14 protein-coding genes and 1 pseudogene are annotated in these 23,082 nt (G+C 72.3%); 7 read left to right on the forward strand and 8 right to left on the reverse strand.

All coding sequences use genetic code 11. The features are described from left to right. Positions 1 to 28: 28 nt before the first annotated feature. Both AC5L36_RS33175 and AC5L36_RS33180 read right to left on the reverse strand, forming a co-directional pair. Complete coding sequence (locus AC5L36_RS33175; RefSeq protein WP_441223896.1) at positions 29 to 952, reverse strand: MurR/RpiR family transcriptional regulator; 924 nt, start codon at positions 950 to 952, stop codon at positions 29 to 31. Positions 953 to 1,309: 357 nt separating this feature from the next. Beyond that, complete coding sequence (locus AC5L36_RS33180) at positions 1,310 to 2,425, reverse strand: geranylgeranyl reductase family protein (protein ID WP_441223897.1); 1,116 nt, start codon at positions 2,423 to 2,425, stop codon at positions 1,310 to 1,312. 19 nt (positions 2,426 to 2,444) lie between these two features. On the opposite strand from AC5L36_RS33180, the gene AC5L36_RS33185 reads away from it, so the two are divergent. Beyond that, positions 2,445 to 3,404, forward strand: a complete 960-nt coding sequence (locus AC5L36_RS33185; protein WP_441223898.1) for a nucleoside hydrolase — start codon at positions 2,445 to 2,447, stop codon at positions 3,402 to 3,404. On the opposite strand, the gene AC5L36_RS33190 is transcribed toward AC5L36_RS33185, so the two are convergent. Continuing rightward, entirely contained in the window at positions 3,361 to 5,661 is a 2,301-nt protein-coding gene (locus tag AC5L36_RS33190; protein ID WP_441223899.1) for a HelD family protein, read from the reverse strand. The two genes, AC5L36_RS33185 and AC5L36_RS33190, sit on opposite strands and share 44 nt — an antisense overlap. A gap of 923 nt (positions 5,662 to 6,584) precedes the next feature. After that, complete coding sequence (locus AC5L36_RS33195; protein ID WP_441223900.1) at positions 6,585 to 8,861, reverse strand: WD40/YVTN/BNR-like repeat-containing protein; 2,277 nt, start codon at positions 8,859 to 8,861, stop codon at positions 6,585 to 6,587. 246 nt (positions 8,862 to 9,107) lie between these two features. On the opposite strand from AC5L36_RS33195, the gene AC5L36_RS33200 reads away from it, so the two are divergent. The 5 genes from AC5L36_RS33200 (at position 9,108) to AC5L36_RS33220 (ending at position 11,623) form a co-directional block, all read left to right on the forward strand. After that, entirely contained in the window at positions 9,108 to 9,278 is a 171-nt protein-coding gene (locus AC5L36_RS33200; RefSeq protein ID WP_441223901.1) for a hypothetical protein, read from the forward strand. Between the two features lie 106 nt (positions 9,279 to 9,384). Continuing rightward, a complete protein-coding gene (locus AC5L36_RS33205) occupies positions 9,385 to 10,020 on the forward strand; it encodes a hypothetical protein (protein WP_441223902.1) in 636 nt (211 codons plus the stop codon). Between the two features lie 33 nt (positions 10,021 to 10,053). After that, positions 10,054 to 11,109 (forward strand): LacI family DNA-binding transcriptional regulator, encoded by a 1,056-nt coding sequence (locus AC5L36_RS33210; protein WP_441223903.1) that lies wholly within the window; start codon positions 10,054 to 10,056, stop codon positions 11,107 to 11,109. Continuing rightward, positions 11,109 to 11,312, forward strand: a complete 204-nt coding sequence (locus AC5L36_RS33215) for a hypothetical protein (protein WP_441223904.1) — start codon at positions 11,109 to 11,111, stop codon at positions 11,310 to 11,312. Before AC5L36_RS33210 ends, AC5L36_RS33215 begins: the two co-directional genes overlap by 1 nt. A gap of 98 nt (positions 11,313 to 11,410) precedes the next feature. After that, the gene (locus AC5L36_RS33220) at positions 11,411 to 11,623 is read left to right on the forward strand and encodes a hypothetical protein (RefSeq protein WP_441223905.1); all 213 of its coding nucleotides are present in this window, start codon (positions 11,411 to 11,413) and stop codon (positions 11,621 to 11,623) included. Positions 11,624 to 11,802: 179 nt separating this feature from the next. On the opposite strand, the gene AC5L36_RS33225 is transcribed toward AC5L36_RS33220, so the two are convergent. The 4 genes and pseudogenes from AC5L36_RS33225 to AC5L36_RS33240 all read right to left on the reverse strand — a co-directional run. Next, the gene (locus tag AC5L36_RS33225) at positions 11,803 to 14,625 is read right to left on the reverse strand and encodes an ATP-binding protein (RefSeq protein ID WP_441223906.1); all 2,823 of its coding nucleotides are present in this window, start codon (positions 14,623 to 14,625) and stop codon (positions 11,803 to 11,805) included. A gap of 343 nt (positions 14,626 to 14,968) precedes the next feature. Then, positions 14,969 to 15,091, reverse strand: a complete 123-nt coding sequence (locus AC5L36_RS33230; RefSeq protein ID WP_441223907.1) for a hypothetical protein — start codon at positions 15,089 to 15,091, stop codon at positions 14,969 to 14,971. 414 nt (positions 15,092 to 15,505) lie between these two features. Further along, positions 15,506 to 18,529 (reverse strand): AfsR/SARP family transcriptional regulator, encoded by a 3,024-nt coding sequence (locus AC5L36_RS33235; protein ID WP_494909493.1) that lies wholly within the window; start codon positions 18,527 to 18,529, stop codon positions 15,506 to 15,508. Between the two features lie 219 nt (positions 18,530 to 18,748). After that, a pseudogene (locus tag AC5L36_RS33240) lies at positions 18,749 to 20,815 on the reverse strand (glycoside hydrolase family 3 protein); the annotation flags it as partial. Between the two features lie 399 nt (positions 20,816 to 21,214). Between AC5L36_RS33240 and AC5L36_RS33245 the strand changes: the two are divergent. After that, a complete protein-coding gene (locus AC5L36_RS33245) occupies positions 21,215 to 23,050 on the forward strand; it encodes an amino acid adenylation domain-containing protein (RefSeq protein ID WP_441223909.1) in 1,836 nt (611 codons plus the stop codon). The last annotated feature ends 32 nt before the right edge of the window (positions 23,051 to 23,082 follow it).

Raw genomic sequence — 23,082 nt, forward strand, 5'->3', positions numbered from 1 at the left:
GATCCTCCAATGTGGGTGATGAGTTGGTTCAGTCCAGGCCGCCGGTTTTGGCGGCCTTGTGGGGCCCCACGGCCTGGGCGGTGCGCTGGAAGGCCGCGTGGGAACGTTGATGGGTGCGCTGCGCGACCGCCACGTAGAGCAGGTCGAGCACGACGAGCTGCGGGTGGCGGGCGGAGAGCGCGTCGGGCCGAAACGTCGTCGCCTGCGTGGCGGTCAGGAGCACGACGTCGGCCAGCTCGGCGAGGGCCGAGCGGGGAAAGCTGGTGAGCGCGATGGTGGTGGCGCCGTGGCCGCCGGCCTCGGCGAGCATCTCGATGGTTTCCCGGGTCTGTCCACTGTGGGAGATCCCCAGCGCCACGTCGCCCGGCCGGGAGAGCGCCGCGCTGGCCAGTCCGTTGTGGACGTCGGTCCACGCCCACGCCGCCACACCTATCCGGTGGAGGCTGAACTGCATCTCCTCACCGACGAGCGCGCTGCCGCTGGCGCCGAAGATGCTGACCCGCGTCGCGCCGGCGATGGCCTGCGCGGCACGCTCCACTTCGGACAGGTCGAGCAGCGCCGCCGTGTCGTGCATGGCGCGCGTGTCGGCCGCCATGACCTGTTCGAGCACCTTCCCCAACGGGTCGCCGGGCCCGATCTCGCGACCGATGTCGACGCTCCAGCCGGCGGCACGTGCCCGGCCGGTCTCGGCGGCGATGCCCAGCCGCAGGTCGGCGTACCCCTCGAAGCCGAGCGCCCGGCAGAACCGGGTGACGGTCGCGGGCGAGGTGCCGCTCCGCTCGGCCAGCTCGACGATCGTGGACCGCGCCGCGCTCGCCGGATCGGCGAGCACGAGCTCGGCCACCCGCTGGAGCGCTCCGGTGAACTCCGGCAGCTTCGCCCGCACGGTGGGTATCACCGATGCGTCGACCACCGCCGTCGGCGCGTGCCCGTCCACCTCGCGCTCGACCATCAGGCCAGCCCTTCAGAAAAGAAAGTTAACTGTTAGTGGTAATATTTCTTACTGAAGCGCGGGTCAAAGCGCAAGAGCCTCCGCAGGGTTTTCAAACCGTTACGCGCGAACAGGGGGACAAAATTGCCACAGCCTCGGGCAAATGACGCCTACCCGCGGCTCACGAGCGCGCCGGCGCGAGCGGTCGATCCGGCGGCCGCCGCCGGGCACGCGCTCGGGCGCGGCGCAGGAAGACCCGGGCGCGCCGCCACGAGCGCGGCGACGCCGACCGCCGCCCCCGGCCGAACACGAACGACCACGGCACACCGCCCGGGCCGGTCCACGATGAGCCCGGTGAGCGCCGCCGGTGCCGGCGGGTCAGCGGGCCAACATCGAGAGCGCGCCACGGACCGGGCGGCGGGCGACCGCGTCCACGAACACCGGCTCGCCCCGGCAGAACCTCGCGAACAGCCGCCAGCCCACCGGCGTCGCCAGCAGCGCGTGGAACGCGCCCGGCCGGCGGGTGTAGGCGGCCAGCAACCGCCGGCCGGCCCGCATCTCCGGGCCCAGCTCGGCCTCCACTGTGGACTCGTAGCGGCTCGGATCGCCGGCCGCGGCGGCCTCCCCCGCGTACGCGCCGGAACGCAGTGCGAAGCTGATGCCCTCGCGGGTCCACGGCTCCAGCAGGCCGCCCGCGTCGCCGGCCACGAGCACCCGGCCCCGGCGCAGCGGCGAGTCCTCGGTCCGGCAGCGGGTGAGGTGGCCGGAGTCGTGCACCGGCTCGATGCCGGCCAGGCCTAGCCGCTCCACGAAGCGCCGCAGGTATGCCTTGGTGGCCCCACCCTGACCGCGTTCGGCGATCACACCAACGGTGAGGCGGTCACCCTTGGGGAATACCCACGCGTACGAGCCGGGGATCGGGCCCCAGTCGATGAGCACCCGGCCCCGCCACCGCTCGCGCAGGGGCGGCGGGATCGGCAGTTCGACCTCCAGGCCGAGATCCACCTGCGCGTAGGCGACGCCCACGTGGCGGGCCGTGACGCCCGACGACCCGTCGGCGCCGATCACGGCACGCGCGGCGATGGGTGTACCAGAGGATGGCCGGACCACCACGTGGCCGCCGGTGTCGTCGAGGCCGCGGACCGTGACCCGCTCGCGGACCTCGGCCCCCGCGTCGGCCGCGGCCTTGCGCAGCGCGTGGTCGAACGCCTCGCGGCGCACCATGGCCAGAAACGGTGCCGCGCCCGCCCGGTGCACCTCGCGGCGCCCGTCGAGCGTGAACGTGGCCCGGTGGACGCTGTCGTCGGCCGGCACGTCGATCCGCTCGCGCACCGCGGCGAGCGAGGTGCCGATCAGGCCGCCGCCGCACGTCTTGTACCGCGGGTGGGTTGCCTTCTCCAGCACGACGGTGCGCGCCCCGGCCCGCGCAGCGGCATACGCGGCGGACAGGCCGGCCGGCCCTCCACCGACGACCGCGACGTCCCACATCTCCACTCGGCGCAGAATAGCCACCGTGGCTATCCCGATGATCCTCGACTGCGATCCTGGGCACGACGACGCGCTGGCTATCATGCTCGCCGCCGCCGACCCTCACCTCGACCTGCTGGCGATCACCACGGTCGCCGGCAACACGACCCTGGACAAGGCCACGCTGAACGCGCGCCGCGTATGCACGATCGCCGGCGTCTCCGGGGTACCCGTGGCGGCCGGGTGCGACCGCCCGCTCGTGGACGAGCTGCGGATCGCCGACGACATCCACGGGGTGAGCGGGCTGGACGGGCCCGCGTTCGGCGAGCCGACCGTGCCGCTGGCCGGCGAACACGCCGTGGAGCTGACGCGGCGGCTGCTGCTCGACCACCCCGAGCCGGTCACGCTCGTGCCCACCGGCCCGCTCACCAACGTCGCCACCCTGCTCCGCGATCACCCTGAGGTGGCTCCCAAGATCCGCGAGATCGTGCTGATGGGCGGCTCGACCGGGCGGGGCAACATGACCCCGTACGGCGAGTTCAACATCGCGGTCGACCCGGAGGCGGCCGACCTCGTGTTCCGCTCCGGCCTGCCGGTCACCATGATCGGGCTCAACGTGACCCACCAGGCGCTGGTGACGCCCGAGGTGGTGGCCCGCTTCCGGGCGCTGGGCACGCCGCTGGCCGAGGCCTGCGTGGCGCTGATGACGTTCTTCGGCTCCGCGTACGAGCGGGTGTTCGGGCTGCCCGACCCGCCGCTGCACGACCCGATCGCGGTGGCGCGGGTGATCGACCCGTCGCTGGTGGCGTGCGTGGCGGCGCCGGTCGCGGTCGAGCTGACCGGCGCGCACACCCGCGGCGCCACGGTGGTCGACCTACACCACAAGACCGGTGAACCGGACAACGCCCAGGTGGCACTGCACCTGGACGTCGACCGGTTCTGGGACCTGGTGGTCGGCGCGGTCAGCTCGCTGTCAGGATCCCGAGCCGCTGGGTCGCCCTCGTGAGAGCCACGTAGAGGTCGTTTTGACCGCGCGGGGACTCGGCGACGATCGCGTCCGGGTCGACCACGACCACGGCGTCGAACTCCAGGCCCTTGGCCTGCCGCACGGTGAGCACGGCGACCCGCTTTTCCAGGTCGGGCTCGGCGCCGAGCACCACCTCGGGCACCGCCTCCGCGATCGGCGGGCCCAGCTCCGCCAGGCGGCCGGCCGGCACGATCACGCCGAGCCGGCCGTCGCCCACCTCGACGGCCTCGTCGAGCACGACCTTGGGCAGCTGGGCCGGCTCGAGCGGGCGGGACCACGGCTCGACGCCGGTCTGCCGCACCGAGCGGGGGGGCTCCAGGGCCGGGTCGATGCGGGCCAGCACCTCGGCCGCCACCGCCATGATCTCTGCGGGCGTCCGGTAGTTGACCTTGAGCTCGGCGAGCCGCCAGCGGTCCGCCACGTACGGCGCGAAGATCCCGTCCCACGAGGAGGTGCCGGACAGGTCACCGGTCTGCGCCACGTCGCCGACCACGGTCATCGAGCGGCTCGGGCAGCGCCGCATCAGCAGCCGCCACGCCATCGGCGACAGCTCTTGCGCCTCGTCGACGATCACGTGCCCGAACGCCCAGGTGCGGTCGACCGCCGCCCGCTGCGCCGCGGTCAGCCGTTCGCCGTCTTCGTGCCGCTCGGCCAGCTCGCTCGCGCCGATGATGTCGGTGGCCGAGAGGATCTCGTTTTCCACCTCGTCTTCCGCGTCGATCGACACGGAGCCGCGGGCGATCTCCAGGGCTCCCTCGGCGTACGCGATGCGGGCCAGCCGCAGCCGCTCGGCCAGCGCCGCCTTGCTCGCCTCGTCTTCGCCGAGCAGCTCGGCGGCCTCGTCCAGGAGGGGCACGTCAGCCGGCGTGAACCCGCCGCGCGGATCCCGTCGCAGCCTCGCCGCGTCCTCACCCAGGTGTTCGATAGCGACCGCGAGGCGCTTGTCGGACGCGAAGAGGCCGGCCACCAGCTGCTGGGGTGTCAGGATCGGCCACAGCCAGTCGAGCGTGCCCAGCACCTCCGGCTCCTTGCGCAGCTCGCGCCGGATCTCGGCGAGGTCGGCCTCGTCGAAAATGATCTCTTCGCCGGGCGCGTCGCCCTCGCCGAGCGGGTCGTGCGCGTACGGGTCGAAGCCGATCTTCTCGGCGAGCTGGGCCGCGAGCGCGTGCACGATCTCCGTCTCGAAGACCTGCCGGGCCAGGTTGTGCGGCTTTTCCGAGCGCCGCGCCCGCTCCCGCGCCGCGCGCACCGTCGCCGGCTGGAGGAACAGGGTCTCACCCTGCGCCGCCGTCTCGAGCGTGATCGGCAGCGGCTCGTCGGGCAACCGCTGCCGGTCACGCACCGCCGCGGCCAGCACGTCGGCCATCACCGGCCGCCCCTTGATCTCGGCCACCTCGTCCGGCTCGGACCGCCGCGCGACCACGCCCGGGAACAGGTCGCCCAGCGTGCCGAGCAGCACGCCGGTCTCGGCGAGCGACGGGAGCACCTGGCCGATGTACCGCAGGAAGGTCTTGTTGGGCCCCACGATCAGCACCGCGCGGGTGGAGAGCTCGCGGCGGTGGGTGTAGAGCAGGTACGCCGCCCGGTGCAGCGCAACCGCCGTCTTGCCGGTGCCCGGCCCGCCCTGCACCACGAGCACGCCGTCGAGCGGCGCCCGGATGATCCGGTCCTGCTCCGCCTGGATGGTCTCGACGATGTCGCGCATCCGGCCCGTGCGGCTCGCGGACAGCGCGGAGAGCAGCGCCGCCTCGCCGGTCAGTCCTTCGTGGACGGACTCGCGCGCCGCCTCCAGGTCGAGCACCTCGTCGTCGAGCCCCACCACGGTGCGCCGGCGGGTGCGGATGTGGCGGCGCCGCCGCACGCCGTCCGGCGAGGCCGCGGTGGCCAGGTAGAACGGCCGCGCCGCCGGCGCCCGCCAGTCGACCAGGAGCGCACCGTGGTCGTGCGCCTCGTCGAAGATCCCGATGCGCCCGACGTACCGCGGCACGGCCCGCTCGTCTTCGAAGTCGAGGCGGCCGAAGCAGAGCCCGGCCTCCACCGCGCCGTACTGCGCCACCTGATCCGTGTACAGGGCGACGCCGCTGTCCCGCTCGGTCTTCGCCTGCGGCGTGCCGCCGGTCTGGCGCAGCAACGTCGCGAGGCGGCGCGCCGACTGCTCGCGCATCTCGTCCAGCCGTCGATAGAGAGCCGAGACGTATCCCTGCTCGTGGGAAATCTCCGCGGAGTTGCTTGACAAAGCGGCTCCCTGGTGTTCTATACTTGCCGACGTGGAGGGCAGCTTGCGCTGCCCTTTTTTGGTGCTCAGCCGACTAAGATAGCGCACCAGTGGCCATCTGGCTCGCGGATCGGCGCCCCTATTCTCGCCCAAGACAAAGCCGCCTACCCGGGCCGCGTCACCTGCGGACCGTCGCTCCCGCCGGAGAGCGCGGAGGCCGGCGGCTCGCGGAGCGAGCCGAAATCCCCGGCCTCCGCTGCCATGTCCGCGGCGCAAGCCCCCGGGCGTCGCGAGGCGACGCCCCTACCAAGGGCGGATGGGTAACGCCGCAGGACCACCGATCCGACCCCAACGCCACTCAAGCTCAACCCCGATTCCCACGCTTGGGCGGGACGATCCGACGTAGGCCCAGCCCGCCGCACCCAATCCCAGCCCGCGCACCGCCCGGCAAGGGATCCGCCCGCCGCCCCGCGTGTCGGTAACACAGTGTCACCCGCGAGGAGGGGGCGGCATCGAGATCTAGCAGACTCGGGGTTGATATGGCGCCCAAACTCTCCAAGATCTGGAATTCGGGCCGCCCGCCCCCCTGCGACGGTGACTCAGAGCAAACAAACCCTGACGATCATCCCACCCGACAACCCGGCAGCAGACAATGTGGACAAACGCTGGGCGCCTGGCGGCGCGACGGCCCGGGGCACCCACCCCGGACGGCCGCCACAACCAGCACCCGACGCCGTCGCCCCCGGGCTTTGACCTGCTTGCGTCTTGCGGGTCGACGGGTGTCGGGATGGCACCCCCATCCTCATGGTCCGGAGCGCTCCCGCCGGAGGCCGCGGTAACCGCGACCAGCAGCGAACGGGCGAGGCCGCGGGAGCAACGGCCGGGACCACGACGAACATCGCGGTAGCTCAAATCCCTTTAGGTTTTTGCGGAGCGACGACGGCTCACGGCTGGCCGTAGATGATGCCTCGGCCGTTGGTGGCCAGGTAGACGCGGCCGAAGACGCGTGGGTCGCCGGTGATGGCGGCGCCGGTCCAGGCGTACTGGTGGCGGTCGTCGTTGACGCGGGTCCAGTGGCGGCCGGCGTCGTCCGAGCGGAAGATGCCGCGGACGCCGCGCACTTTGGCGGTGATGAAGACCGCTGGGTAGCCGCCCCTCGACTTCGCCTTGCCGAAGCCCACCGCGTCGGCCTCGTCCACCTTGGACACGCGGGTGAACGAGTCGCCGCCGTCGGTGGAGTGCCACAGGCCGTAGACGCCACCGGTGGTGTTGCCGCCGGCCAGCCAGATGTCGCGGGCCGCGCCGGGGCGGGCCTTGAAGCGCACGTTGCCCTCGGCCGGCAGGCCGGTCGCCGCCGTGGCGGCGAAGGTCGCGCCACCGTCCACACTGGAGTAGAAGGTGCCGGCCGCGTACGCGTAGAAGCGGGCCGGGTCGACCCGGTCCGACTCGACGGTCGCGCCGGAGGGGACGCCGGCCGAAGGCGTCCACGTCGCGCCGCCGTCCGCGGTCCAGCTGACCGTGCCGCCGGCCGGGGCCCACACCGCGCGGCCGCCGTCGGCGCTCACCGCGACCGTGCCGCCGCCGGTCACGCCGGTCGGTTCGGTGGCGGCCGCGGTCCAGGTCTCGCCGCCGTCGGTCGAGCGGCCGAAGCGCGGGGCGTTGCCGTTGCCGGCCCGCACGACCACGGCCGGCGCGAGCTCGGCAAAGTCGAGGCTCGTGGTGCTGCCGAGCGTGGGGTTGGCGTACATCAGGCCCGGGTTGGCGAAGTCGTGGTGCACGAAGCCACCCACGTCGCCGACCGCCGACAGCAGGTGCGCGCCGGTGGGCGGGCTGATCAGGTCGAGGACGGCGGTCTCTTCCAGCCCGCGGGCCCGCACCGAGATGTGCACGGTGCCGCCGGTGTCCCAGTCGGTGAGGTTGCGGGTGCCGTAGATGGTGGCGCCGGTGCCGTAGAGCAGGTGGTCGGAGTCGAACGGGTCGATCTCCACCGACTCGGTCATCCAGCCCAGCTTCGGCGCCTGCTCGGGGAGCGCGGGCGAGGCGTTCCAGGTCAGCCAGGGCGCGTCGGAGATGTCGATGTCGTACCGGTTGGTCCGGTCCGGCCAGCCGACGTGGTCCCACGCGCGGGTCCAGGTGGCGCCGAAGTCGGTGCTGCGGAAGAAGACCACGTCCGGCCACCAGGAGATCTGCGTCGCCACCATGAGCGTGCCGGGGCGCCCGCGGTCGACGGTGAGGCCGCTGTAGCCGAACGTGGCGTCCGTAGACGGCACCGGGCTTATCCGGACCCACTCGCCGGTCGCCGTGTCCAGCCGCCACACGTCGCCCTTGCCGCCGTCGTACGGGCCGGCGGTGTCGCTCGTCGCGAGGTACAGGTATCCGCTGGCGTGGTCGAGCACGCCCTTGTGCGGGATGTACCCGGTCGGCTGGCCCGGCACCCGCTCCCACGTCGCGCCCGCGTCGGTGGAGCGGTACAGGATGTTCTCCTTGTCGGCCACGCCCGCGTAGATAGTGCGGGTGGGGCGCCGCCGCCCGCCCGTGCGCGGGTCGAAGACCACCCACAGCACGCCCTGGTTGTCGCTGGAGTAGCCGCTCGCGTCGGCCGGGTTGTCGGCGTAATCGCCGGGGTTGGGAAACGACTCCACCCGCGCCCACGTCGCGCCGAAGTCAGTGCTCCGCCACAGCCCGTGGCCGCCGCGCACGCCCAGGTACAGCACGCTGTTGCGGTGCGGGTCGACGGCGAGCCGCTCGCCCATGCCGCGGCCGGGCATGTTGCCGCCGAGCTTGAACGGCAGCGGGCTCGCCTTCCACGTCGCGCCGCGGTCGCGGGAGCGCAGGATCGCGCCGTTGTTGGGGTCCCAGTCGTTCGTGTACGTGCCGACGGCCAGGTACAGCCGGTCGGGGTCGACCGCGTCGGTGGCGAGGCTCACCACCCCGGTCCAGCCCCACTGGTCCCAGCCCACCCAGTCGAGCAGCGGGATCCACCGCTCGCGGCGGCGGTCCCAGCGGTAGGCACCGCCGATGTCGGTGCGGGCGTAGGCGAGGCCGGGCTCGCTCTGGCTGAAGACGATGCCGGGGACGAAGCCGCCGCCGACGATCTCCACGTTGCGCCAGGTGTAGTGGGAGCCGCCGGCGCTGGCCGGGTCGGCGGGAAGGGTCTGAGCCGCGATGCCGGCGGCGCCCGCGGCGAGCAGGCTCCGGCGGGTCAGGTGCGCACCAGTCATGCGCCAGATTCGACAGCCTCGATGGAACAGCCGTCAATAGTTGGGACGTCAAACCAACTCTTCAGCCATACGGCGCCGGACGGGTGACCCCGCGGAGGTACGGAACTTGCCAGCCGGGTCGAATCATTGATCACATGGGGGGCGTGCTGCGGATGCACCTGTTGCCGCGATGCCGCAAGATGGACGGATGCCCAGCTCAGAGGCTGTGACTTGGAGGGGAATGCAGTGACGGACGGGACACCCTCAGTGACTCCGCCGGCGTCCGCCACACCGGCGGAGTCCACCTGCGCGCACTGCGGGCTGCCACTCGCGCTCGACGACATCTGGGGCTGGATCCACGCGAACGGCCGCTACCTCTGCTACGACCCGAACACGGGCGAGCCGATGTCGATGCCGGCGGAGCCGTCCTTCACCTGAGGTCCTCGACCGATCCAGAGCTTGGCTTCGCCGGCGCGAGGCGGGACGTGCTTGGCTTCCCCGGCGGGAGGCGGGACGATAAGGCGACGGGCCAAGGGAGGCCACGATGCCCCGTCTGTTGCCGCGCATCTCGTGGGAGCCACCGCCGGAGTACATCGAGTTCGTCGAGGACCACCTCGACGACCTCCGGCGGGACGCCGCCCGGGTCGTCGGTACGGAGCAGGACGCCGACTACCTGTACCCCGACGTGCTCACCGACGTCGCGGTCCGGTGGCGCTGGCTGCGGCTACAGCGGAGGCTGCGCCAGGCGGACGCCGTCGACGTGTACCTGCGGCGCGCCTTCACCCGGCGGGCCGACAGCTGGCGCGCGCCTGACCTGCTGCCGCTGGAGTCGCTCGAGGAGGCGTGGCCGGTCGAGGTGCAGGTCTGGTCGACCGGCTCGGTCGATCCGCCACCCCCGCCGCCTCCGCAACACCAGGTCGCGACGAGCATCGCGCTCAAGCTCGCGCCGCACCTCGACCCCACCCAGCGGCCGCAGGCCGGACCGCTGGCCGAGGCGGCGGTGGCCTGGTGGCATGCGTGCGACGCGCGCCGCCGGCGGCGCCGGATCGCCGTCGGGGTGGTCGCCCTCATCCTCGTCGCGCTGACCAACCGCCTGCCGCAGCACCCGTCGACGCGGAGCGCGGTGTGGCTCGACACAGGGGTTGCGGTTTCTTCGGTGAGGAGTACTGTATCGATTTAGAACGTCTGGATCGATACAGAAGGGCCGCCGGCCATGAAACCCACGTTGCAGACCGTCGCCGACCGGGTCGGCGTCTCCCGCAGCACGGTTTCCAACGCGTACAGCCGGCCCGACCAGCTCTCACCCGAGCTGCGCGAAAAGATCTTCGAGGCGGCCCGCGACCTGGGCTACTCGGGTCCCAACCCCACCGCCCGCTCCTTGCGCAGCGGCCGGGCCGGCGCGATCGGCGTGCTGTTCACGACCGCGCTGTCGATCGCGTTCACAGATCCCTATGCGGTGCAGTTCCTGCGCGGCCTGGCCGAGGTGGCCGAAGACAACCGCACCGGGCTGCTGCTCGTGCCGCTCCGCGACGACGACCAGGGCGCACTCGAGGCGGTGCGCAACGCGGCGGTCGACGGCTTCGTCGTCTACTGCGTCCCGGGGTGGTACCAGGCGATGGAGGCGGCCTGGGCCCGCGGCCTCCCGGTGGTCAACTCCGACCGCTTCGGCTCGCTCTTCGTCGGCATCGACGAGGTCGCCTCGACCCGCGCCGCCGGCGAGCACCTCATGCGCCTGGGCCACCGCCGGGTGGCGATCGTCGCCGACTACATCTCCCCCGACCGCCGCACCGGCGAGGTCACCGTGCCGTCGGTCGAGGAGCTGGGGTCGTATGTCAGCCGCGAGCGCCTGACCGGCTACCGGGACGCGTTCGCCGACGCGGGGCTGCCCTGGTCCGACGTGATCACGATCAGCGCCGCCGGCAACAGCCGGGAGCACGGCGCGGCCGCCGCGGCGCACGCGCTGGACCGCTCGCCCCGCCCGACCGCGGTGGTCGCCACGACCGACCTGCTCGCCCTCGGTGTCCTGGACGCGCTCGCCGCGCGCGACCTGCGGCCCGGCCGCGACGTCTCGGTGATCGGGTTCGACGACATCCCCGACGCGGCGCAGGCGCACATGACCACCGTCCGGCAGCCGGCCCATGAGCGGGGCCGCATCGCCGGGCGGCTGCTGCTCGACCCGCCGGACGACCCCGCGCGGCGGCGCGTCGTCCTGCCGACCGAACTCATCGTCCGGGCCTCCACCGGCCCCGCGTACACAGGGAGCATCTGATGTTCGACCCGACCGCGATGATCCTGGCGGACAAGGCCACCAAACACCACGTGCTGTCCGCCCGCCCGCACGCCCGCACGGCGCCCGAGCGGCCGCCGCGACAGCGAGGAGAGTCGATGCGCCTGCGGGCCGCCGCGACGCTCCGCCGGCTCGCCGACCGGGTCGAGCCACGCCCGGTAAACACGTGCGTACCCACCGTCTGACCTGCGCATACTTGATATCCGCCACCCCCGCGTCATCGCCTTCCGATGTCGTTGAGGTGGCGGATTTCTTGGGCCCACGATGCGACCAGGCTTGGTCAGTGAGCGTGATGCACCGTGGCGACGAGGATCTCCACTACAGCGACAACTCGCACCGCTGGGTGGCGCCGCCGGAGATCGAGCAGGCCACCTGGGAGGCCGGGCTTCGGGCGCACATGCAGCAACACCGCCTGACGATGGGCGGACCTTTCAACATCGACGAGCTGCTCGAGGTGCCGCGAGCCCGCGTCCCCCGGCAGCGCGACGCGAGCTGATCCCGGCTTTCCCCGCGCGAATGCGACGCGGGAATGCCGTATCGCAATTCATGCAAATTGCTCGGAGCACTTGCGAAGCGCAGTGTGTTTCCGCGCCGTTAACCCGCAGGATCGCGCAAAACGCTCGTTAAGACGGTTGCCATTCAGATGTCGTCGTCACGGAGCGTGAGCAGCAGCCGTCAAGATACCGGCTCGAGACTGGCGCCACGAAGGCTCGCCTCCCGCGCTATTTCGGTGCGCGAGTGGAGCTGGAGCTTGGCCAGGATGTGCGAAACGTGCGTCTGCACGGTGCGCCGGCTCAGGAAGAGCTGCGCCGCGATCTGCGGGTTGGACAGACCCTCGGCCACCAGCCCGGCGACCTTCATCTCGGTCGGGGTGAGGCTGTCCCACCCGGTGTCCGCCCGGCGGTGCCGCGCGTGCGGGCCGCGACGGATCCCGTACGCCCGGAACTTAGCCTGCGTGCGGGCCAGATCCCACTCGGCGCCCAGCTCGGTGTAGATCGCGTACGCGCTGGTGAAGTGGGTGCGCGCGCCGCCCAGGTCGCCCCGCTCGGCAAGAGCCGCACCGGCCGCCTCGAGGGCCTGCGCCCGTGGCAGCGGGCGGCTGGCGGCGGCGTAGTGCTCGGCGGCGGCGAGCAGGAGGTCGGGGTCGCGGTCGAGCAGGCCCCGGCAGTGCGGCGCCACGGCCAGCTGGTGTGGCACGTCGGAGGCCCCCGCCATGGACTCGGCGCGCTCGACCAGCATGCGCGCGGTGCGCTTGTCGCCGATCTCGATCGCCAGGCGCGTCGCCTCGGCGAGGAGGCCCGCCGACTCTTCGATCTCCTCGGTATCGAGCGGCCCGTCCATGAGCACGGCGAGCGCTTCCTTCACCGAGCCGGACTGCTCCCGCTCAAGACTCCTGGCCAGCGCCAACGCGCAGATCACCCAGCCGCCCAGTCGGGCCGCGTGCTGCTCGGCCTCGGCGAGGTGGCGAGCGGCCGCGGGGTCGGCCCGGTGCAGTCGGATCTTGGCGGCGATGCCCAGCTCAAGACACTCGACGGACGGGGCCTTGGACACCTTGGATAGGACGTCTACCTCGGCGAGGGCGTCATCCCACCGGCCGGTCTCGAAGAGCAGCTCGCCGAGCAGACTCTGGGCCTGGCCCAGCCGAACCAGGTTGCCGACCTCGTCGGCCATCTGCCGGGCCTGCATCGCGGCAGGAATGGCGGCGTCGTACCGGTTGACGTTGGCCAGGGCAGCGGCCTGGTTGAGCTGGAGGCTGAGCCGCAGGTCGGTGAGGCCCGGCTCGGTCTCGGCCACAGCGAGGGCCCGCTCAAACAGCGGCAGGGCCTGCGCCGGCTCGCCGCGCATGCCGTGCACCACGATCATCGTGCCCAGCGCCCAGCCGATGGCCCAGCGGTCACCCGCCTCTGTGGCCCCACGCAGTGCGGCATCCGCCACCTGGCCTGCCGTGTCGACCCGGCCGAGCATGCAGAGCGTCCGCGCCTTGAGCACCTCGAGCCGGTGTCGGGTGCCAGCGAGGGGCGCCTCCAGCGCTCGCTCCAGCGCGACAAGCGCCTCTTCGGTGCGCCCCTCCACCGCGCGGCACTGGGTCAGAGTCCAGTGCAGGTCGACGGTGTGGTCGGGGCGCGTGACGTACTCCAGGGCGCCGGTAGCCACCTCGGCTGCGCCGGCCGAGTCACCCGACTTGTAGAGCGCGTCGGCCAAACGGCAGGCCAGCAGGTCGTGCGGCGCGACGCCGGCGGGGATGGCGGCCACCGCCCGCCGCAGCAGCGGGATGGCGGCGCCCGGCGCGCGGGCCACGAGGCGCTGGCCGGTGTCGACCAACCACTGCACCATCCACTCGTCGGCGACACCTGCCGAGCCGTCGCCCTGGAACGCGGGCAGCAGCTGCCGGGCGACCCGCTCGGCGGGTGCGCCGCCCCGGGCGAGCGCGCGGGCGGCGTCGCGGTGCCAGGCGGCGCGGACGGCGGCGGGCATCTCCTCGTAGAGGGCGGCACGGATCAGCGGGTGGCGGAAGGCCAGCGCGAAGTCGTTTTCCCGGAGCACGCCGGCGAGGATCGCCTCGTCTAGGACCGGCATCAGCTCGCCCACGCTCTGGCCGGAGACCATGGCGAGCTCGGAGACGGAGAAGTCGACGCCCAGCAGGGCCGCGGCGCGGAGTAGGCCACGGCCGGGCGCGGAGAGGAACTCGACCCGGTCCGCGATAGCGGCCGCCAGCGAGCCAGGCGTGCGGGTGCCGGTCGCCTCGACAAGGCCGTCGCCGAGGGTCAGCGCACCGCCGCGGGCCAGCGCGTCGACGAGCTCCGTGACGTAGAGCGGGTTCCCCGCCGCGCCCGCCGCGAGCTGGAGCAGGCGCGGACCGGGGCGGCCGCCGGCCGCCTTTTCCACGAGCCGGGCGACCTCGGCGTCGGAGAGGCTGTGCAGGCGCAGGCGGTCGGCCGGCTTGATGGACCGGCTCAGCGCCTTGAGGTCTTCGCGGAACGGCACCGGCCGCATCACGCCGGCCACGAGCAGCGGCAGCTGGTGCACGGTGCGGACCAAGCGGCCCAGGGTCTGCACGGTCGCGGGGTCGGCCCACTGCATGTCGTCGACCACGAGCAGGACCGGGGAGTCGGCGCACAGCTCGTCGACGAGGCTAAGCAGGCGCTCGGTCGCGGCGGCGACCTGATCGACGCTGTTGCCCGGGGAGGACTCGGTGCGCAGCAGCTCGGCAATCTTGGCGGGACCGCGGTCGAGCGAGGCGGATCCGAGGGCGTCCACGAGGGGCAGGAGGGGGAAGGCCTGGCTGAGCTCGTCGCAGGCGGCCCAGAAGACCTGGCAGCCGGCCGTCTTGGCGTCGTCGGCCGCGGCCCGCATGAGAGACGATTTGCCGATTCCCGGCTCGCCTTCGACCAAAGCGGCGCGACCACGACCGGTGGCGAGAGTGGCGATCCACTCACGGGTGCGATCGAGATGGCGCTGTCGCCCGATCAGCGACGGTGCATAACGCGTCTCGATCATGTGAAACTCACCCTTCGTCCGCCGCCACGAACATGTCGTTCACGTGATGTATACCCGCGCCAATCGGTCCACCTCATTTGCAACTTGCAGCTATTGCAACGCTCACCTACGGTGAAGCCCGGGCTTCGGACCTTGCATACGTGCCGTTAACGACTTTCGGGTCTTGCCGAAGACAGGCATGAATTATCGACAGTAAAGCGCTGCCCTGCGTTGGGCGCGCGTTTCACTGTTGTTAACCTTCTGTTTGCCAAGCCACCTGACCCTAAGTACCTATTACCTGGCCGGGTGTAATTGGAGGCGATGAACCCTACAACGATTACGTGGCTGTAATCGTTGGCAGTGTTCACAAACGCTTGGCAGGAGCGTGTTCACCCATGAAAAGAATCAGGCGCACAGTCATCACCGCATCGGTGATGGCGTTTAGCGTGCTGGTAGCAGCCTCGGCAGCCGGTGCCACGGTCGCCATGGCAGCTAAGTACTACCCGTGAGCTAAAGAGCCATCACCGTCGCGGTCTGCAACCCCTCCCCTGAGAGATCGGCATCGAGTAAGTACCTCAACGAGTAGTAATGATGCCGGGTTCCACACCCGATGGGAAGGGTTTACGGCCACGAATCTGCAAGTTGCACCTAGCATCTGCATCGGCGACATTGCACCAGACCCCCCGACCCCAACGCGTGGTGTCACAAGAGGTTCACGCGCGGCCCTCTACGACAACCACCATCACCAGGATCGACGTCCAACGGAGATTCACTCTCCACGATCAACATCGGCGGGATTGGCCTCCCGGTTGGACAAGATCCTAGCCACGAACTTGGTACGCCCCTCGCTGCCACGCTTGGCGAGGGGCGTACCGACTTGTGGGACGGGTACCCAGTGAGATCAGGAGCCGGAGCCGAGCGTCGCGAGAATCTCCTGGGCCTCGCCGCGCACCCGGGCCGCCGCCGGCTCGTCGCCGCTGGCCTCGTACGCCTGGCCCAGCGTGTGCAGCGCGGCGGCGAGAAACGACAGCCAGCCGCGGGTGCGCCAGATCGCCACCGACTGCTCCAGGTAGGACACCGCCTGCTCCGGCCGCCCCGCGGCCAGCTCGATCTCGCCCAGCGCGCCCAGCGCGTCGGCCACGTGGTGGCTCATGTTGAACTCGCGGCCGAGGGCCAGCGACGACTCCGCCGCCTCCCGGGCCCGCGGGTCGCCCTGGCGCAGGTACAGCCGGGACAGCGCCACCATCGTCAGCACCTCGGTGTAGACGTCCCGGTAGCGGCGGGAGATGGCCAGCGACTCGTCGAACATCCGGGAGCTTGTCTCCAGCTCGCCGGCCTCCCGGTACGCGATGCCGAGAAACTGGAGCACCGCCGTCTCGTACCGCGGGTTGCCCAGCGCCCGCGCGGCGGCCAGCGCGGCGTCGAGGTGGCCGATCGCGCGGACCACGTCGCGGCTCTCGGCCAGGGCCACGGCGAGCGCGACGTGCGCCCGGGCCTGGCCGCCGAGGTGGTCGGTCTCCTCGGCCAGCGCCAGCGCCCGCTCGCCGTAGGCCAGCGCGTCGGCCTGCGCGCCGCGCGCGGTGAGCGCCCACGAGCACATCACCGCCGCGTCCGACATGCCGCGCCGCTCCCCCAACTCCGTGAACATCTCCAGCAGCCGGAACGCGTCCGCGTGGAAACGGCTCGTCGCGTCGCCCTGCTCGGGCGTGCTGTTCCAGGTCACGACGTCGATGAGGCCGCGCAGCATGACCGCCTCGCCGAGCAGGTTGCCGGAGCGCCGGCACGCGGCCAGCACCAGGCTGTTGGTTGCGTTCCAGTCGCCGTACATGCCCCGGATGTCGAAGTACTTCTCCAGGCAGCCGGCCAGGTCGAAGGCGAGCTCGTCGAGGTCGAGCGCGCACGCCTGCCGCACCACCGAGAGCAGCGCCGAACGCTCGGCGTCGAACCAGTCGAGCGGCTCGACGTCGTCCGGCGGAAACTCGACCGCCGGGCGGGGCGCCGTGCCGCTGATCGCCGCGTAGCAGGGGCCGGGTACCCGCGCGGCCATCCGCTCGGCGATCGCCAGCCAGCCGCCGAAGCCGGCGCCGAGCACTTCGAGCCGGTCGCCCGGTGGGTCTTCGACGTCGGCGCACTCGCGGGCGTACAGGCGGACCAGGTCGTGGAAGCGGTAGCGGATCTCGCCGGCGGCGTCCACGCTGGACACCCCGATCAGCTGGGCGTCCACGAGAGACTCCAGGAGCCCGGCCGCGTCGGCCGACTCCTCCAGCACCGCGCCGGCCAGCCAGGCCGGGAAGTCGGGTGTGTCGAAGCGGCCGAGCCGGCGGAAGAGGCGCTTCGCCTCTCCCTTCAACCCCTCGTAGCTGAGCGCCAGCGAGGCGCGCACCTCCAGGTCGCCGGTGGCGAGCCGGTCGAGGCGCCGCCGCTCGTCGCGGAGCATGCGGGACAGGTGCCCCAGCCGCCAGGTGGGCCGGGCGGTGAGCCGGGCGCCGGCCACCCGTACCGCCAGCGGGAGGCCGCCGCAGAGCCGCACGATGTCGGCCGCCTCGTCGGGCTCGGCGGCGACCCGCTCGTCGCCCGCGACCCGACCGAGCAGCCGCACGGCCTCCGTACGCGCGAAGACGTCTAAATCGATCCAGCGGGCGCCTTCGACCCCGGTCAGCCGGGCCCGGCTGGTGACCAGCACCGCGCAGCTGGCCGCGCCGGGCAGCAGCGGCCGCACCTGCTCCTCCGAGGCGGCGTTGTCGAGCACTACGAGCACCCGGCGGCCGGCCAGGCGGGTGCGAAACATCTCGCCGCGCTCGACCGGGTCGTTGGGGATCGCCCGCGCGTCGACGCCGAGCGCGCGCAGGAAGCGGGCCAGGACGTCGCCCGGGTCGAGGGCGACCGCCTCGGTGCCGCGCAGGTTGGCGTAGAGCTGCCCGTCCGGGTACGCGGGCGCGGCGAGGTGCGCCACGTGTACCGCGAGGGTGGTCTTGCCGACGCCGCCCATGCCCGCGACGCCGGCGACGGCGAGCGCGCTGGACGGGCGCCCGTCCGTCAGCAGGTGGCGCAGCTCCCCCACCGGACCCTCCCGGCCGGTGAAGTCCGGGATGTCGGGCGGCAGCAGCGCCGGCGCGGCCGGTGCCGGCTCCGGCGCCGGCTCCACGGCGGAGGGCGCGGCGGCCGGCACCGGATCGGCGCGCAGGATCATCCGCTCCAGCTCGGCGATCTCCCGGCCCGGGTCGAGACCCTCGTACTCGGCCAGCAGGTTGCGGTACACCCGGTAGCTCTGAAGCGCCTCGACCTGCCGCCCGGTGCGGTACAGCGCGGTCATCTGCCGCACCCGCAGCCGCTCCCGCATCGGGTGGGCGTCGACCAGCGGCGCGATCTCGTCGGCGACCATCTCCGCGCGCCCCAGCTCCAGCTCCAGGTCGGCGAGGTCTTCGACCGCCGTCAGCCGGCGCTCGACGAGCCGGGCCCGGGACGCGTCGACGAACGCGCCGGTCGCGTCCGCGAGCGGCTCGCCGGTCCACAGCCCGAGCGCGCCGCGCAGCAGGCGCACCGCCTCCTTCTGGTTGCCCCGCGCGGCCGCGTCGCGGGCCAGCCGCACGCCGTCGTCGAACCGGGCCGCGTCGACCTGCTCCGGCTCGACGAGCAGCTCGTATCCGGACGGGCCGCTGTCGAGCAGTTCGGGCGCGCCGAGGTCGGCGAGGTGGCCGCGGATGACGGTGACCGCGTTGTGCACCTGGGAACGGGCCGTGGAGGGCGCGGCGCCGCCCCACATCGCCTCGATCACGCCCTCGCGGGAGATCCGCCGGCCGAGGTTGAGCAGCATGAGTGCGAGGAGTCCGCGGGTCTGTGCGCGGGGTATCCGGTGGCGGCGCCCATGGATCACCACGGTGACCGGTCCAAGCACCGCGAACTGTGTGTGAGCTGTGTGTGCCACGTGTATGTGCGTTTGTATCACGGCCCCTGCCAGGCTAGAAAGCGCCCACGGGGTTCCCGCGCGCGTGCCCCTGCCCACCCCGGTTACGTACCTCGGGGGAGTGCGACCCGGCGGTGAGGCAGGCGTGCGAGCGCAGAGCTGGGGGATGCGGGAACCCCGTGCGGGCAGACAGGATCAGGGCGCCCCGAGCGGGGCGCCCTGATCGTTGTCAGGTGCGGGTCAGCGGGGTACGCGGCGCAGCAGCCAGTAGGCCCGGCCCGCGTCACCGCTCGCCAGCGCGTGGTCCGCGTCGGCGATGAGCCTCGCCCAGTCGGACCGTGCCCGCCCCGCGAGCACCGCCTTCTGGGCGGCGTCCCGGGCCTTGTCCAGCGTGGACCGGGGCTTGTCGGTGCGCAGGCCCCAGCCGTACGGGTAGAGCGGCCGGTAGTCGGCGTCGCCGACGTTGATCGGCACCTGGGCCTCGGTGGCCGGCCAGGTCATCGACAGGCGACCGGTGAACGGGCGCCGGCCGAAGAGCACGTCCGCGACGCCGGCGCCCTCGCTGCCCGGCAGCCACGACGCGACGAGCGCGTCGATCGTGTCGAGCTGGCCGGTGAGCACCTGCGGGCGGCCGGAGACCACAAGCACCACGCACTTCGCGATCGCCGAGCAGACCTTGTCGACCACGGCCTGGTCGCCGGGCTGGAGGCTGAGCGACTTCTCCTCCTGCTGCGGCACGGTGCAGAAGCCGCACTCGGGGCCGCCGACGTCGCCGTAGCCCTCGGCGTACGGGGTCTCGCCCACGACCACGACGCCCACGTCCGAGCCGGCCGTGGGGGCCGACGCGTCCGCGCTGAACGTGACCGTGGCCCGGGGCGCCACCTCGCGGATGCCTTCGAGGATCGTGGTGCCCGGGATGTTGTCGCCGCTGTTGCCTTGCCAGCTGATGGTCCAGCCGCCGGCCTGGTTGCCGATGTCGTCGGCGTTGCGGCCGGCGACGTACACCTTGGCGTTCTTGCTGAGCGGCAGCACCCCGTCGGTGTTCTTGAGCAGCACCTGCGACTCGGCTACGGCCTGCCGGGCGATCGCGCGGTGCTTGGCGCTCCCGACGGCGCCGGCGTTGTCGCCGGACGCGTACGGGTGCTCGAAGAGCCCGAGCTGGAACTTGACCCGCAGGATGCGACGTACGGCATCGTCGATCCGCGACTTCTTCACACCGCCGGAGGCGACCTCGGCCAGCAGCAGGTCTTCGAACTGCTTGGCGGTGTTGGGTTCCATGAACATGTCGATGCCGGAGTTGACGCCGAGCCGCACCTTGTACGCGGTGAGCCCGCCGTTCGCCGGGTCGGCCGGGTCGGTGATCTGGTGGATGCCTTCCCAGTCGGAGATGACGAAGCCCTCGAACCCGAGCCGGCCCTTGAGCGTGCCGGTGATGAGGTCGCGGTGGGCGTGCATCTTCGTCGGGTTGCCGACGCCGTCCTCGGTCCAGTCGACGCTGGAGAAGGAGGGCATGACGCTTGCCACGTCGTGCTTGCCGAGCGCGACCACGTACGGCGCGAGGTCCACCCGGTTGAAGTGGCCGCGGCTGGTGACGGTCACACCCTGGTCGATCGGGTACTTCTGCTCCCACCAGGGCTTGCCCTCGTTGGCGTCCGCGATGGCCTGGTCGTAGCGGGTGTCACCGTCGCCGGCGTAGTGCTTGACGGTGGCGAGCACGCCGCGACTCTGAAGCCCGTCGATAACGGTCTCCAGCGAGGCGACCAGCGCCGGGTCCTCGCCGAAGCTCTCGTACGCCCGGCCCCACCGCTCGTCCCGTGACACGCAGATGCACGGCGCGAAGTTCCACGGGATGCCGGTGGCCAGCACCTCGTCGGCGGTGGCCTTGCCGATCTTCTCCAGCAGCTCGGGGTTGCGGGTGGCGCCGAGGCCGATGTTGTGCGGGAACACGGTGGCCCCGTACACGTTGCCGTGTCCGTGCACCGCGTCGATCCCGTAGATCATCGGGATGCCGAGGCGGGTGCTGAGCGCCTGCTCCTGAAACTGGTTGACCATCTGGACCCATGCCTCGGGCGTGTTCGGCGTCGGCACCGAACCGCCGCCGGAGAGCACCGAGCCGAGCCGCCACTCGGCGACCAGGGACGGGTCGTCGGCGACCGCCGCCCGCTCCGCCTGGGTCATCTGGCCGATCTTCTCCTCGAGCGTCATCCGGCCGAGCAGGTCGGTGACGCGCCGCTCGACCGGCTGCCGAGCGTCGAGGTACAGCGGGTCGGTGGGCCGGCCCTGGGCGGTGGCGGGCTGCACCGGCAGCAGTGCCGCGGCGAGCGTCACCACTCCCAGCACGCGCGCCCATGAACGTGTTCGCATATCGTCTCCCCCGCGGCACTGCCCGGTGCCCGGCAGCCCCGGTGGCCCGGGCTGTCCGATGTGCCGCTACGGCGATCCTCGTGGCGCCGATTTGGCTACGTCAATGCCGGGTCCGAATAAAAGTTTCTAAACAAGTGTCGAAAGTTCGTCACGATCGGAAGAAAGGCGGCCGCGATGGAGCCGGCACCCGCAGCCGGGAGAACGCTCGCTGACCGGCTCAAACAGGCCCGGCGAGATCGCTTCGTAGGGCGGGCCGCAGAGTTGCATCTCTTTCGGAAAGCGCTCTCCAGTCAAGCCGTCATCTTCGTACACGGCCCCGGTGGTGTGGGAAAGACCGCATTGTTGAGCGTCTTTGCCGAACTGGCGACTGAGGCCGGCCGTCCGGTCGCCCGCGTGGACGGCCGGGCGATTCGCGCGGTGTCGCACGGCATTTCCGGCGCGGTCGGCGAGCCCGTCCCCGGCCTGGTCCTACTCCTCGACACCTACGAGCTGCTGGAGCCGGTCGACGAGTGGCTGCGCGAGACCTACCTGCCGTCCCTGCCCGCGGACACGCTCGTCGTGATCGCCGGCCGCAACCCGCCCGGCCCGAGCTGGCTGACCGACCCGGGCTGGCGGTCGCTGCTGGCGGTCGTGCCGTTGCGCAACCTGGCGCCCGCGGAGAGCCGGGAGTTCCTCGCGGCGCGCGGCGTGCCGGACGACCGGCAGGAGGCCGCGGTCGCGTTCACCCACGGGCACCCGTTCGCGCTGGCGCTGGTGGCCGGCGCGAACCTCCCGCTCCGGCCCGAGCAGGAGCCCGACCTGGTCCGCGCGCTGCTGTCCCGCTTCGTCGACCAGGTGCCCGGCCCGCGCCACCGGGCCGCGCTGGAGACCGCCGCCCACCTGCGCGTGACGACCGAGGAGCTGCTGGCGGACACGCTCGGCGGCGACGACGTGCCCCAGCTCTTCGACTGGCTACGCGGGCTGCCCTTCGTCGAGCGCGGGCGGCACGGCCTGTACCCGCACGACCTCGCCCGCGAGGTGCTCGACGCGGACCTGCGCTGGCGCAACCCCGACGGATACCGCCGGCTGCACCGCGCCAGCCGCGAGGCGCTCATCGACCGCGCGCGGCGCACCCAGGGCGCGGCGCAGCGCGAGGCCTTCTACGACGTGCTCTACCTGCACCGGACCAGCCCGGTGCTCGGGGCGCACTACCGCTGGGAGACGCTGGGGCAGGCCACCGCCGGGCCGCTCACCGCCCGCGACTGGGGCCCGATCCGCGCGATGGTCGAGCGGCACGAGGGCGCGGACTCCGCACGCATCGCCACACACTGGTACGAGCGCCAGCCGGCCGCCTTCTCCGCGTACCACGACGCGGACGGCGTGCTGTTCGGGTTCGACGCGACGCTCGACCTGCACGAGGCCGGCGAGGCCGACATCGCGGCCGATCCGGCGACGCGGGCGGCCGTCGAGGTGGCCCGCCGCTACGGTCCGACCCGCGCCGGCGAGGAGATGATCTACCACCGCTACTTCCTCGGGCGGGACACCTACCAGGACGTCTCGTCGGCCACCAACCTCTTCGCGACCGGCTGCTGCCGCCACTGGCTCACCCGGACCCGGCTGGCGTGGAGCTTCGTCGCGGTGGCCGACCCGGAGGCGTACGACGACCTCCTCACGCACATGAACCTGCGCGCCCAGCCCGAGGCGGCGTTCACCGTTGGTGGCCGGCGCTATGGCGTGTACACGCACGACTGGCGGGCCGAGCCGCTCCTGACCTGGTACGAGCTGATGGCCGGCCGGGAGCTCGGCGACGGGGCGCCCGCGGCGTCCACCGCGGACACTCCGGCGCTGGTCGTGCTGTCGCAGCCGGAGTTCCGCACGGCGGTGCGGCGGGCTCTGCGCGACTACACGCGCGACGACGCGCTGGCCGCCAACCCGCTGAGCCGGTCGCGCGTGGCCGTCGAGGCGTCCGGCGGTCTCCGCGCGGTGCTACGGGACGCGGCCGACGCGCTCCGTGCCAACCCCAGGGACGAGAAGCTCTTCCGCGCGGTACACCGCACCTACCTCGAACCGGCGGCCACGCAGGAGCTCGCCGCCGCGCGGCTCGAGCTGCCGTTCAGCACCTACCGGGCACACCTGACCAGCGGCATCGAGCGGATCGCCGAGTGGCTGTGGCGGCGGGAGATTTCCGGGATCGAGTAGTTTTCGGCCTGGTAACCGAGCAGTTCACGCTC

Source organism: Phytohabitans sp. LZ39, from assembly GCF_059359075.1.

What these genes read in the sequence shown, in the direction of transcription:
- AC5L36_RS33175 (WP_441223896.1), bottom strand. Translation starts at nt 952, where the DNA reads ATGGTCGAGCGCGAGGTGGACGGGCACGCGCCGACGGCGGTGGTCGAC.
- AC5L36_RS33195 (WP_441223900.1), bottom strand. Translation starts at nt 8,861, where the DNA reads ATGACTGGTGCGCACCTGACCCGCCGGAGCCTGCTCGCCGCGGGCGCC.
- AC5L36_RS33205 (WP_441223902.1), top strand. Translation starts at nt 9,385, where the DNA reads ATGCCCCGTCTGTTGCCGCGCATCTCGTGGGAGCCACCGCCGGAGTAC.
- AC5L36_RS33210 (WP_441223903.1), top strand. Translation starts at nt 10,054, where the DNA reads ATGAAACCCACGTTGCAGACCGTCGCCGACCGGGTCGGCGTCTCCCGC.
- AC5L36_RS33215 (WP_441223904.1), top strand. Translation starts at nt 11,109, where the DNA reads ATGTTCGACCCGACCGCGATGATCCTGGCGGACAAGGCCACCAAACAC.
- AC5L36_RS33225 (WP_441223906.1), bottom strand. Translation starts at nt 14,625, where the DNA reads ATGATCGAGACGCGTTATGCACCGTCGCTGATCGGGCGACAGCGCCAT.
- AC5L36_RS33230 (WP_441223907.1), bottom strand. Translation starts at nt 15,091, where the DNA reads ATGGCGACCGTGGCACCGGCTGCCGAGGCTGCTACCAGCACGCTAAAC.